9 protein-coding genes are annotated in these 12,205 nt (G+C 46.8%); 6 read left to right on the top strand and 3 right to left on the bottom strand.

What is annotated here, in order from left to right; genetic code table 11:
- Window position 1: 1 nt before the first annotated feature.
- Window positions 2-1,093 carry a 3-isopropylmalate dehydrogenase gene (gene leuB, locus CPY98_RS16750; RefSeq protein WP_096388461.1) on the bottom strand — a complete coding sequence of 364 codons (1,092 nt, stop codon included), beginning with the start codon at window positions 1,091-1,093 and terminating at the stop codon, window positions 2-4.
- A gap of 2 nt (window positions 1,094-1,095) precedes the next feature.
- Window positions 1,096-2,682 carry a 2-isopropylmalate synthase gene (leuA, locus tag CPY98_RS16745; protein WP_040045389.1) on the bottom strand — a complete coding sequence of 529 codons (1,587 nt, stop codon included), beginning with the start codon at window positions 2,680-2,682 and terminating at the stop codon, window positions 1,096-1,098.
- 785 nt (window positions 2,683-3,467) lie between these two features.
- Between leuA and leuO the strand changes: the two genes are divergently transcribed.
- The 5 genes from leuO to cra all read left to right on the top strand — a co-directional run bounded on the left by leuO (window position 3,468) and on the right by cra (window position 10,337).
- Window positions 3,468-4,421 carry a transcriptional regulator LeuO gene (leuO, locus tag CPY98_RS16740; RefSeq protein ID WP_025800376.1) on the top strand — a complete coding sequence of 318 codons (954 nt, stop codon included), beginning with the start codon at window positions 3,468-3,470 and terminating at the stop codon, window positions 4,419-4,421.
- A 376-nt stretch (window positions 4,422-4,797) separates the two neighbouring features.
- A complete protein-coding gene (locus CPY98_RS16735; RefSeq protein WP_025800375.1) occupies window positions 4,798-6,600 on the top strand; it encodes a long-chain fatty acid--CoA ligase in 1,803 nt (600 codons plus the stop codon).
- A 334-nt stretch (window positions 6,601-6,934) separates the two neighbouring features.
- Window positions 6,935-8,653: an acetolactate synthase 3 large subunit gene (ilvI, locus tag CPY98_RS16730; RefSeq protein ID WP_025800374.1), complete on the top strand. Its 1,719-nt coding sequence runs from the start codon at window positions 6,935-6,937 to the stop codon at window positions 8,651-8,653.
- A 2-nt stretch (window positions 8,654-8,655) separates the two neighbouring features.
- Window positions 8,656-9,147, top strand: coding sequence for an acetolactate synthase small subunit (gene ilvN / locus CPY98_RS16725; protein ID WP_025800373.1), 492 nt, complete (start codon window positions 8,656-8,658; stop codon window positions 9,145-9,147).
- Window positions 9,148-9,332: 185 nt separating this feature from the next.
- Window positions 9,333-10,337, top strand: a complete 1,005-nt coding sequence (cra, locus tag CPY98_RS16720; RefSeq protein WP_025800372.1) for a catabolite repressor/activator — start codon at window positions 9,333-9,335, stop codon at window positions 10,335-10,337.
- 61 nt (window positions 10,338-10,398) lie between these two features.
- Here the strand turns inward: cra and CPY98_RS16715 are convergent, their stop codons facing one another.
- Window positions 10,399-10,866, bottom strand: a complete 468-nt coding sequence (locus tag CPY98_RS16715) for an L-alanine exporter AlaE (protein WP_096388460.1) — start codon at window positions 10,864-10,866, stop codon at window positions 10,399-10,401.
- Between the two features lie 879 nt (window positions 10,867-11,745).
- Here CPY98_RS16715 and mraZ point away from each other — a divergent pair.
- On the top strand, window positions 11,746-12,204 hold the full coding sequence (gene mraZ, locus CPY98_RS16710; RefSeq protein ID WP_004094563.1) for a division/cell wall cluster transcriptional repressor MraZ: 459 nt from the start codon (window positions 11,746-11,748) through the stop codon (window positions 12,202-12,204).
- The last annotated feature ends 1 nt before the right edge of the window (window position 12,205 follow it).

Raw genomic sequence — 12,205 nt, 5'->3', positions numbered from 1 at the left:
ATCAGGCCTCCTGTGCGATAAAGCGGGCAATCGCATCGCCCATCTCTGAGGTTGAAATCGCTTTACCATCACCTGCTAAATCGCTGGTGCGGGAGCCTTGCTCTAATGCTTTATTAACGGCCTGCTCAACGGCATTAGCCGCATCGTCTGCATTCAGGCTGTAGCGCAGCAGCAGGGCAAATGACAGGATTTGAGCAATAGGGTTGGCAATGTTTTTTCCTGCGATATCTGGCGCAGAGCCACCCGCAGGTTCATACAGACCGAAACCTTGTTCATTCAGGCTGGCAGAAGGCAGCATGCCCATCGAGCCAGTGATCATGGCGCACTCGTCAGACAAAATATCGCCGAAGATGTTGGAGCACAGCATGACGTCAAACTGCGACGGATCTTTAATCAGCTGCATGGTCGCGTTGTCGATATACATGTGATTCAGCGCGACGTCTGGATAGTCTTTACCGATCTCGCTAGCAATTTCGCGCCACAAAATCGAGCTTTGCAGCACGTTCGCTTTATCAATAGAGGTGACTTTGCCACGACGTTTGCGTGCGGCTTCGAAGGCGATGCGCGCGATACGCTCGATTTCAAAACGGTGATAAACCTCGGTGTCAAAAGCACGCTCATGCATGCCTTGGCCTTCGCGGCCTTTCGGCTGGCCGAAGTAGATCCCGCCGGTTAATTCACGTACGCACAGAATATCGAAGCCGCGCGCCGCGATATCGCTGCGCAGTGGGCAAAATTCTTCTAATCCTTCATATAACCGCGCTGGGCGCAGATTGCTAAACAGTTTGAAGTGTTTACGCAATGGCAATAATGCGCCGCGTTCAGGCTGCTGTGCGGGCGGCAGGTTTTCCCATTTTGGGCCACCGACGGAGCCAAACAGAATTGCGCTGGCTTGTTCGCAGCCTGCAATGGTTGCTGCGGGCAAAGGCGTGCCGTGCTTGTCGATAGCTGCGCCACCGACGTCATATTCGCTGGTAGAAATTCTCAGGCCAAAGCGCTGGCGCACGGCGTCGATGACTTTGTATGCCTGCGCCATAATTTCTGGACCGATGCCGTCTCCGGGTAAAACGGCAATGTGATGTGTTTGGCTCATAATTAGATCGCTTCCTGATTAGAATGAGAAGGTGATGTTTGTGTTTGATGGATGCGCTGTTTTTCTTTTTCGACCTGCTGCGCACGCCAGATGTTATTCAGAACGTTAATCAACGCCTGAGCGGAAGATTCCACGATATCGGTAGTAATGCCGACGCCGTGGAAGCGGCGGCCGTTGTAGTTCGCGACAATATCAACCTGACCCAGTGCGTCTTTGCCTTGGCCTTTCGCTGACAGCTGATATTTAACAATATCGATGTCGTAACCAGCGATGCGGTTAATCGCTTGATACACGGCGTCGACAGGGCCATTACCGGTGGCGGCTTCTGCGCTGATTTCTCCACCGATGTTTAATTTAACTGATGCGGTTGCCATCACGCTGGTACCCGACTGCACGCTGAAGTAATCCAAACTGAAGTGTTCAGGCTCTTCCTGTTGTTTATTAATAAACGCCAGCGCTTCTAAGTCGTAGTCGAATACCTGTCCTTTTTTGTCAGCCAGCTTCAGGAAGGCATCGTATAAGGTGTCCAGATTAAAGTCGGTACCTTCCTGATAACCCATCTCTTCCATGTGATGCTTCACGGCAGCGCGGCCAGAGCGAGAGGTCAGATTCAACTGTATCTGATTCAAACCAATCGATTCAGGGGTCATGATTTCGTAGTTTTCGCGATTTTTCAGCACGCCGTCTTGGTGGATGCCAGAAGAGTGCGCAAAAGCATTGGAGCCGACAATGGCTTTATTACTTGGGATTGGCATATTGCACATTTGGCTGATGAACTGGCTGGTACGGTAAATTTCTTGGTGGCGAATATTGGTATGCACACCCAGCATTTCGGAACGCGTACGGATGGCCATGATCACTTCTTCCAATGCGCAGTTGCCCGCTCGTTCGCCAATGCCGTTGATGGTTCCTTCGACCTGACGTGCACCGGCCTGCACCGCGGTAATGGAGTTGGCGACCGACATGCCCAAATCGTCATGACAGTGCACGGAAATAATGGCTTTATCGATGTTAGGCACGCGTTCGTACAGATTGGTGATGATGCCACCAAATTGATAAGGCGTGGTGTAACCGACGGTGTCGGGAATATTAATGGTGGTGGCACCGGCCTTGATGGCGGCTTCAACGATGCGGCACAGATTGTCTAACGGGGTACGGCCCGCATCTTCACAGGAAAACTCAACGTCATCCGTATAGTTACGTGCACGTTTCACGGAATGCACCGCCATTGCCACGACATCCTCAAAGGATTTTTTCAACTTTGATTCCACATGCAGCGTTGAAGTGGCTAAAAAGACATGAATACGGAAAGCTTCAGCGACACGCAGTGCTTCAGCGGCGACGTCGATATCTTTATCTACACAGCGTGCCAAACCACAGACTCGGCTGTTTTTGATATTACGCGCAATGGTTTGAACTGATTCAAAATCACCAGGGGAAGAGACTGGGAAGCCAACTTCCATTACGTCAACGCCCATGCGCTCTAATGCCATGGCGATTTGCATTTTTTCTTTGACGCTCAGACTGGCCTGTAATGCTTGTTCACCATCGCGCAGCGTGGTGTCGAAAATAATCACTTGTTGGCTCATGCAGGTTGCTCCTCAATCGTTCTTATTTGTCGCGTTGCGCTGCTTTTGGTGTAAAAAAAAGCCCGCGCATTTGCGCGGGCTTTCTTGTGTTTGGTTGGAATCAGTTTTGATTACCGCCCACAGGCTCACCGCGCATGCTGGATGCGAGAAGGAGGAGGCTGAGGAGACGAGTAGTCTGGATCATGTGATTCCGCTCTTAATCTGGATGAATAATTTCAATGCTTAAAGTGATACTGGATAGCCAAAGTCTTGTCAACGGGAATTTCAGTAGGTGAAAAAAACTCATATCAGATGGACGTAGTGATAAATGTTCTGCTTATCAAGTAAAACAGGATTGTGAAGTGTCTCTGAAATTTTAATCAAACATTAGCGCGCTAATTACGATGGGGTTGTTCTATAACTTGGTTTGTTTTGACGGTAACTAATTGGATAGGAAGCTTATTTTTTAAAATATACATACTTATTATTCTTTGTTAGTTAACTATTGCTTCCTTGAATTTTAAGTACAACTAAATCATTAATCACTAGAATGCATTGGTGTTGAATGAATGACAGGTTAATGAGTGATTGGCAGCCTTCTGTGTCATTCTAATTCTAAATAAAACAATTTATTTTTATCGTTTATTTATTACTGAATTTATTTCTATAGCTAGGGATAGCGTTTAAAAACTCCCAGACTGGACGGCTGATTGGTATTTAAATTTTCGGCTGTGTTCATATCTTAATTAATTCGCGCTTATATTTTCTAATCGCGATGCTGAAATATAAATTATATTAGGTGATGTATGTCAGTACAAAACGAGGTTATGTCTTTGGCCGAAAATGGAAGTACAGAACTGGTTCAACTCAGAAACGTTGACCTTAATTTGCTGACTGTCTTTGATGCGGTTATGCAAGTGCAAAATATCACGCGTGCGGCCCATGCTTTAGGTATGTCTCAGCCTGCGGTAAGTAATGCCGTTGCTCGACTGAAAATTATGTTTAACGACGAACTCTTCATGCGCTATGGCCGTGGTATCCAGCCAACGCATCGGGCATATCAGTTGTTTGGTTCGATCCGTCAAGCATTGCAGATTGTTCAGAATGAACTCCCTGGCGCTGGCTTTAACCCGCTGGTAAGTGAGCGCGTATTTAATGTGGCGATTTGTAGCCCATTAGATATTCGACTAACAGCAAAACTGTTTAATCAAATTAAAGAGAGCGCATCTCACGTTCAGTTACATTTAAACTCATCAGTAAATGAAAATATTGAGCGCAAATTACGCTACCAAGAAAAAGATTTCTTGATCAGCTACAGTCATTTTGAAAGTGAAGAATACTCTTGCGAACCTCTATTTAAAGATGAATTCGTTTTAGCCGTATCCAAGGACCATCCAAGAATTAATAATATGGTCAGCTATCAGCAACTCTTGGTTGAGCAACATGCTGTTGTTGGTTTGAATTTATTCTCATCGCTGAGCCGTAGTTATTATGAAGCGAGCGAGTTAGCCCGTTGTGTTGCATATCAAGGTACTGATATGAACAGCGTATTAAGCGTGGTATCTAAAACTGAAATGGTGGCTATTGCCCCGCGCTGGCTGGTTGAGGACTATGCAGAACACTTAAACCTTTCTGTTGTGTTACTCAGTGATTTGGAAAGAGAACGTACCTGTTACCTAAGCTGGCACCATGCCGCAGAGCGTGATAGCGGTCATCAATGGATGAAAGCTGTACTGAGCGATTTCGGCAGTAAGTTTTAAACTGCACGCTTAAAAAACTAAGTTAATAAAGAGAGAGCATTAAGCTCTCTTTTTTATATCTAGGGTTATCTGGGATTAGTTGCTGTATTAGTGTTTTATAGAGGCTATCGGCTGTTTTATTGGTTTTTTATATTATTTTAAATTCTTTTCATTCGTGGCGAAGGAGCTCAATATTTACATTATCCTTCGCCATAGCTTGATGGGAAATTATTCAAAAAAACCATCTTTACTCACATTTTTGCGTTTAATAATCGTTGACCCTTCAGCTAGAACAGGTAGACTTCGGCGAAAAGAGCGCACAGCTGTAAGCTGAATAAGATTTTTCACTCATATCTTACTGCGACATCCATTCCGATAAATTCAATGAACTTCTTCTATGATCAATGAGTTAAATAAATACCATCTAGTTGAACGAATTCAGCAGCAGATCAAAACCATACCGCAGCGTGTTGCGCTACGTGAGTGGTCTGCTCAAGGCGAAACTTCATTTACTTGGCAACAAGTAGGGCGTCGGGTTGAGAAACTCGCGCTAGCATTGTGCGCTTTAGGCGTTGATGTGCAGGATCGTGTGGCTATCTTTGCTCACAACTCAGTTTCTTGGACCTTGGTCGATCTGGCTATTTTACATCTGCGCGCGATCACCGTTCCGGTGTACTCCACAAATACCGCCGGACAGACCGCCTTTGTGCTTAATGATGCTGACGTGCGCATCCTATTTGTTGACGGTCAATCTCAATATAATGCGGCACTAGCGCTGCGCGGTGTTTGCCCGCAGCTAGAACGCATTATTGTTATGTCGGACAACATTGACATGCAGGGCTGTGAAATCGCCTGCACGCTGGACGATTTTGCCGCTAGCGCGCAAGAATCTTATTTGCCGCAGTTGGCCGAACGTATTGCTCAGGCTGATATGAGCGATTTGTTCACGCTAATTTATACCTCCGGTACCACCGGCGAGCCAAAAGGTGTGATGCTGAATTACACCAATATGGGGGCGCAACTCCGCCTGCATGATGAGCGTTTAACCGTTACTGCCGATGATGTTTCTCTCTGCTTCCTGCCACTTTCTCACGTATTTGAACGTGCGTGGAGCTTCTATGTGATGCACTCTGGCGCACAGAATGTTTACCTTGGCGATACCAATCAGGTGCGCGAGGCGATGCAATCGGTGAAGCCTACCGTTATGTGTGCCGTTCCGCGTTTTTACGAGAAAATCTTCAGTGCCATCCATGAAAAAGTGGCTCAGGCGAAGTGGCATAAGCGTGCCATGTTTAAGTGGGCTATTTGGGTGGGGGAAAAATGTTTCCTGACCGAGCGTACTGGCCGCAAACCAAGCCCTGCGCTAGCCGCAATGCATAAGCTGGCCGACAAGCTCGTTCTCAGCAAACTGCGTGGAATTTTAGGTGGGCGAGTGCGTTTTCTGCCAGCCGCTGGTGCAAAGCTGGATGATAATGTCATCCTGTTTTTCCAAGCGCTGGGTGCCAACATTAAATACGGTTATGGCATGACAGAAACCTGCGCCACGGTGTCTTGTTGGGAAGAGAACGATTTTCGCTTTGGTTCTATTGGTAAACCATTACCTGACGTTGAAGTCCGTATCGGTCATGAAAATGAAATTCAGGTACGGGGTCCTATCGTCATGTGCGGCTACTTTAATAAACCATTGGAAACCGCCGCGACCTTTACTGAAGATGGCTGGTTAAAAACCGGTGATGCAGGGGCATTAGATGAGAACGGCAATTTGTTTATTACCGAGCGTCTGAAAGACTTGATGAAGACCTCTAACGGTAAATACATTGCGCCACAGATGGTTGAAGGCACCTTAGCGCAGGATCGTTTTATCGAGCAGGTTGCGGTTATCGCCGATGCGCGTAAATTTGTGTCTGCGCTGATCGTTCCGTGTTTTGAATCTTTGGAAGAGTACGCTAAGTCGATCAACCTGAAATATCACGATCGCTTAGATCTGCTGCGTCATAGTCATATCGTTGAGATGTTTGATTTACGCCTGCGTGAAATGCAGAAAGGCTTAGCCAAGTTTGAGCAGGTTAAACGGTTTACTCTGCTGCCAGAGGCCTTCTCCATGGAGCAGGGCGAGCTAACACCAACGCTCAAGCTGCGTCGCAAGATCATTAACTCTCGTTACCAGCTGGAAATTGAATCCATGTATTTGGAACGATAGCGGTAAACGGATTTTGCTCAACGGCCAGTAGTTTTACTGGCCGTTTTCTTTTCTCAAACGGCACTCGCATATTTTGTCGTGAGAGAATGATTTAGTTCTGTAATTTGGCTGACCGCAGCGATAAGCGCGGAGCTAATTCCGTGACCTTCAGCGTTTTATTCCTAAAAAATGGCTGAATGCAGTAAGGTTGTAACTTCCTCTCTTTTCTCCATCCGTTTGCCGTTTGCGCACTTGTTATTCCCACGTTAAGGTAATGAATCAAACACAACACACAAAAAAACAGGGATCCACCCTGAATATGATACCTACGCAAAGTCAGCCTGGAGGCAAACCCATGGAGATGTTGTCAGGAGCCGAGATGGTCGTTCGATCGTTAATCGATCAGGGCGTGAAGCATGTATTCGGTTATCCGGGCGGGGCCGTTCTTGATATTTACGACGCCCTGCACACGGTTGGAGGAATTGAACACGTCCTCGTACGCCACGAGCAAGGCGCAGTGCACATGGCCGACGGTTTTGCGCGTGCAACCGGAGAAGTGGGCGTGGTGCTGGTGACTTCAGGCCCAGGAGCAACAAATGCCATTACCGGTATTGCGACCGCTTATATGGACTCGGTTCCGATGGTGGTTATTTCAGGTCAGGTCGCCACGTCTCTGATTGGTAATGATGCCTTTCAGGAGTGCGATATGGTCGGGATTTCACGACCCGTGGTGAAGCACAGCTTTTTAGTGAAGCACACTGAAGATATTCCAACCATTATCAAAAAAGCATTCTATTTGGCTTCTACAGGACGGCCGGGGCCCGTGGTCGTTGATTTGCCTAAAGACATCATGAATCCGGCGATTAAGCTGCCGTATTCCTATCCTGAAAACGTCAAAATGCGTTCGTATAGCCCAACTTTACAAGGGCATCGTGGCCAGATTAAGCGCGCGCTGCAAACGCTGCTGGCGGCAAAACAGCCGATTATTTATGCCGGTGGCGGCGTGATTAGCTCTGGTTGTCACGAGGAACTGCGTCAGTTAGCCGAACGCTTGAATATTCCAGTGACAACGTCGCTGATGGGCTTGGGAGGCTTCCCCGCATCTCACGCTCAAAGCCTAGGCATGTTAGGTATGCACGGTACTTACGAAGCCAATATGGCGATGCACAACGCCGACGTTATTTTTGCCGTCGGTGTGCGTTTCGACGATCGTACCACCAACAATCTGGCAAAGTACTGTCCCAATGCGACAGTGCTACATATCGATATCGATCCTACCTCAATCTCCAAAACCGTTGATGCCGATATTCCGATCGTTGGTGATGCTAAAGAGGCATTAGCGACTTTCTTGGAGCTGCTGGGGCAGAAAGAAGCCAAGCAAGATTTTGATGGCCTGCGTGATTGGTGGCAAAACATCGCTCAATGGCGTGCCCGTAAATGCCTGAGCTATGACACGAACAGCGGTCGCATTAAACCGCAGCAGGTTATTGAAACTCTCCACCGATTAACCCACGGTGAGGCGTACGTTGCTTCGGACGTGGGTCAACATCAGATGTTTGCCGCCTTGTACTACGGTTTTGATAAACCGCGCCGCTGGGTGAATTCGGGAGGCCTCGGCACCATGGGCTTTGGCTTACCTGCGGCACTGGGGATCAAATTAGCATTGCCGGAAGAAACCGTGATTTGTGTCACCGGTGACGGCAGTATTCAGATGAATATTCAAGAGCTGTCTACGGCACTGCAATATGATTTGCCTGTGGTGGTGGTGAATCTGAACAACCGGTTCCTTGGCATGGTGAAGCAGTGGCAAGACATGATCTATGCAGGTCGTCATTCACAGTCTTACATGGAGTCATTGCCGGATTTTGTGAAGCTGGCTGAGGCTTACGGGCATGTTGGGATCTCAATCCGCACGCCTGATGAGCTAGAAAGCAAGCTGGAGCAGGCGCTGGCGGTGAAGAATCGTTTAGTGTTTGTCGACGTTACCATTGATGAAACTGAGCACGTTTATCCGATGCAAATCCGCGGCGGATCAATGGACGAAATGTGGTTAAGCAAAACGGAGAGGACTTAATAATGCGCCGGATTTTATCTGTACTACTGGAAAACGAATCAGGCGCACTGTCCCGCGTGGTCGGCCTGTTCTCTCAGCGTGGCTATAACATTGAAAGCCTGACCGTTGCTCCAACGGACGATCCCACGCTTTCGCGTATGACGATCCAAACCGTTGGTGATGCGAAAGTGCTTGAGCAAATTGAAAAACAGCTCCACAAACTGGTAGATGTCCTACGCGTGAGCGAGTTGGTGCAGGGCTCGCACGTTGAGCGTGAGATTATGTTAGTGAAGCTGCAAGCAACAGGTTATGGGCGTGAAGAAGTAAAGCGTAGCACCGATATTTTCCGTGGGCAGATCGTGGATGTCACCGCGGCGCTTTACACAGTTCAGCTAGTTGGCACCAGTGACAAGCTCGATGCCTTCCTAAGCGCCGTACGAGAGGTTGCTGAAATTGTTGAAGTAGCTCGTTCAGGTGTTGTCGGGGTATCTCGTGGTGACAAAATAATGCGTTAACACAGGTCAATTTTCTGTGTAATAGTGCTATTTAGAGGCTCAGCTTTGTGCTGGGCCTCTTACTTTTTCTTATTTGCTGATGCCATTCAGCAAAAGCGGTTGCTCCTTTCTTCTTTATGCGGTTAGATCATTTGTATTGACGACCATTCGGTCTTCTTAATTAATTTGATGCGTAAGGGGATAACGTGAAGTTGGATGAAATCGCGCGTCTTGCTGGAGTTTCGCGGACGACGGCCAGTTATGTCATTAACGGTAAGGCCAAACAGTACCGTGTGAGTGATAAAACGGTTGAAAAAGTGATGGCTGTGGTACGTGAGCATAACTATCATCCAAACGCCGTGGCTGCAGGTTTACGTGCTGGCCGCACCCGTTCTATTGGGCTGGTGATTCCTGATTTGGAAAACACCAGCTACACCCGCATTGCAAACTATCTGGAGCGTCAGGCACGCCAAAGAGGCTATCAGCTATTGATTGCCTGTTCAGAAGATCAGCCAGACAACGAAATGCGGTGCATTGAGCACCTGTTACAGCGTCAGGTTGATGCGATCATTGTTTCTACCGCACTGCCGCCAGAACACCCGTTCTATCAGCGTTGGGTCAACGATCCTTTGCCGATCATTGCGCTGGATCGCGCGTTAGATCCTGAAAACTTTATTAGCGTTGTGGGGGCCGATCGTGAGGATTCCGAGATGTTGGCGGAGGAATTACGCAAATTCCCTGCTAAATCGGTTCTGTATCTCGGCGCTTTGCCTGAGCTATCGGTGAGCTTCTTACGCGAGCAGGGATTCAGAGACGCATGGCGTGACGATCCGCGAGAAGTACAATATCTTTACACCAATAGCTACGAACGCGATGCTGCAGGCGTGGCGTTCTCTAATTGGCTTAAAGATAATGAAATGCCGCAGGCTTTGTTCACCACGTCATTCCCGCTTTTGCAGGGGGTGCTGGATGTTACGCTGAAGCATCATGGTCATTTGCCAACCGATCTTGCGATCGCAACCTTTGGCGACAATGAGCTATTGGATTTCCTCGATTGCCCTGTTTTATCGGTAGGGCAGCGTCATCGTGATATTGCCGAACGCGTGCTGGAATTAGTGTTGGCGAGTTTAGATGAGCCGAAGAAGCCGAAAGCGGGTTTAAGCCGAATGCGCCGTGTACTGCTCAAGCGTGGTCGCCTTAACCGGATGTAATGTCGAAAGAATTAAGTAAAACGATGAAGTGAGAAGGCGCCGGTGGCAACCGGCGCTTTTTTTACGCCTGTACTTTATTGACCTGAACTTTATTGGCATGGGCAGACACTTTAAACAACCTGCGGCAATAATCTAAAAAATAGCCGTAGGCGACGCCCATTGCCATCGATACCACGGCGTTACTGGTGACCGCCGCGATAATTTGCGCACTGTCGGCACCCACAGACCACAAAATAATGGCGTATACCGGCGACTGAAAAGAGACATAGGCAAGCAGATCGGCCACGATTTTTGCCGTACCAGTTGGGCTGCAACGCTGTGACTGACGAATAAACCAATCACGATATATGCCATACGGCCAAGCGATAAGAATGTTGACCGGAATGGAAAGTAGGCGAGATGACAGTGATTGGCTAAAGCTCATTCCAGAGAGAAAGACTTCAATCGCCATACCGACAATGAAAGAATAAACCACCAGTGAAAAAATATCGGCGGCTGCACTACGAGCACGGGAATCGGATGAAAACATAACGGCTAACTCCATGTTGAAACTAGTCATTAATACTGTGGTTTATCGTTCTTAATGGTTTTATGAACTGCTTATTTTTGTATGAATAGCATACATGTTTGCTGTGTGTTTTTTAACTAGTGAAAAATTATTATTTAAAGGCGGATTTGCTACAAAAATCTGCGCAAATGACAAGAATGGGCAAAATGCATGATTTCTCACCATGCTGTTAATTTTTATGTTCTTATTCAATTTGTTGGATGGAAATTGTACAGGGAAGGATAATGAATGGTTTGTGTTGTTCTAATAATGGCCTGAATAAAATAAAAATGAATATTTGAGAACTATCTGAGGTGGAAAGGATTGAGAGAACGAAACACTTAATTACTTTTGAAAAAAGGCCGTTAGATAATTAATCTTCAAACCGATTATTATCTCGGGATAAAGTGAGATAAAATGGTTATCAGAAAAACTATATTGAATTGTAATTAAATTATTTTATTGATTTTTAAAGGTATTTTTAATTTCCTGACGGCGATTAGCTTAGGTCGAATTAGCTTTCTATTTACTACTGTAAAGCGTATGTAAATTATACAAGACATGTTCAAAATGAGAGCTATATTGCAAAGTCTGGTTAAATTTTAATTTTTGGTAAAAATTTTGTGTTTCTCGTTAGTAACACTCCCTTCCAAGAATTTCCCTTAATTTATCATGATGTTAATTTTATTATTTCTCTTTCAGAGTTTTCGTAGTGAATGGTTTTAATTTCACTTCAGGTAAAAATAATCCCAAACCGCATCCGCTCTGGCTTGACAAGGTTTTCCTACCCTCCGTAAACTTCCTTATGTGGGAATTTGTGGTGTAAAGTGGTGAGATGGGGCAACGAGGGGTAATTTAGGTATGTTTCGTGGCGCAACAACCATCAACCTTGACGGTAAAGGACGCTTAGCGGTTCCAATGCGCTATCGCGAATTACTGCTTGAGGAATCGCAAGGTCAAATGGTTTGCACCATCGATCTCCACCAGCCATGCCTGTTGCTCTACACACTTCCGCAGTGGGAAGTGATTGAACAAAAACTATCGCGTCTTTCGAGTATGAATCCTGTCGAGCGTCGCATTCAGCGTCTGCTGCTAGGTCATGCCAGCGAATGCCAGATGGATAGCGCCGGTCGATTGCTGATTGCAAGTACGTTGCGTCAGCATGCTGGGCTTACAAAACAAGTGATGCTAGTTGGGCAGTTCAATAAGTTTGAACTGTGGGATGAAGAAAACTGGTATCAACAAGTCAAGGAAGATATTGACGCACAACAGACCGCAACGGAGCCTTTATCCGAGCGGCTACAGGATTTGTCGTTATAGT

Source organism: Hafnia sp. CBA7124, assembly GCF_002355555.1.
GTDB lineage: Bacteria > Pseudomonadota > Gammaproteobacteria > Enterobacterales > Enterobacteriaceae > Hafnia > Hafnia alvei.
The sequence above is the reverse complement of the archived record's forward strand: the minus strand, read 5'-3'. Positions and strand labels throughout refer to the sequence as shown.

Excerpts from the sequence above, each read along its gene's own strand:
- leuB (WP_096388461.1), bottom strand. The coding sequence starts at position 1,093 with ATGAGCCAAACACATCACATTGCCGTTTTACCCGGAGACGGCATCGGT.
- leuA (WP_040045389.1), bottom strand. The coding sequence starts at position 2,682 with ATGAGCCAACAAGTGATTATTTTCGACACCACGCTGCGCGATGGTGAA.
- CPY98_RS16735 (WP_025800375.1), top strand. The coding sequence starts at position 4,798 with ATGATCAATGAGTTAAATAAATACCATCTAGTTGAACGAATTCAGCAG.
- ilvN (WP_025800373.1), top strand. The coding sequence starts at position 8,656 with ATGCGCCGGATTTTATCTGTACTACTGGAAAACGAATCAGGCGCACTG.
- mraZ (WP_004094563.1), top strand. The coding sequence starts at position 11,746 with ATGTTTCGTGGCGCAACAACCATCAACCTTGACGGTAAAGGACGCTTA.
- leuO (WP_025800376.1), top strand. The coding sequence starts at position 3,468 with ATGTCAGTACAAAACGAGGTTATGTCTTTGGCCGAAAATGGAAGTACA.
- CPY98_RS16715 (WP_096388460.1), bottom strand. The coding sequence starts at position 10,866 with ATGTTTTCATCCGATTCCCGTGCTCGTAGTGCAGCCGCCGATATTTTT.
- ilvI (WP_025800374.1), top strand. The coding sequence starts at position 6,935 with ATGGAGATGTTGTCAGGAGCCGAGATGGTCGTTCGATCGTTAATCGAT.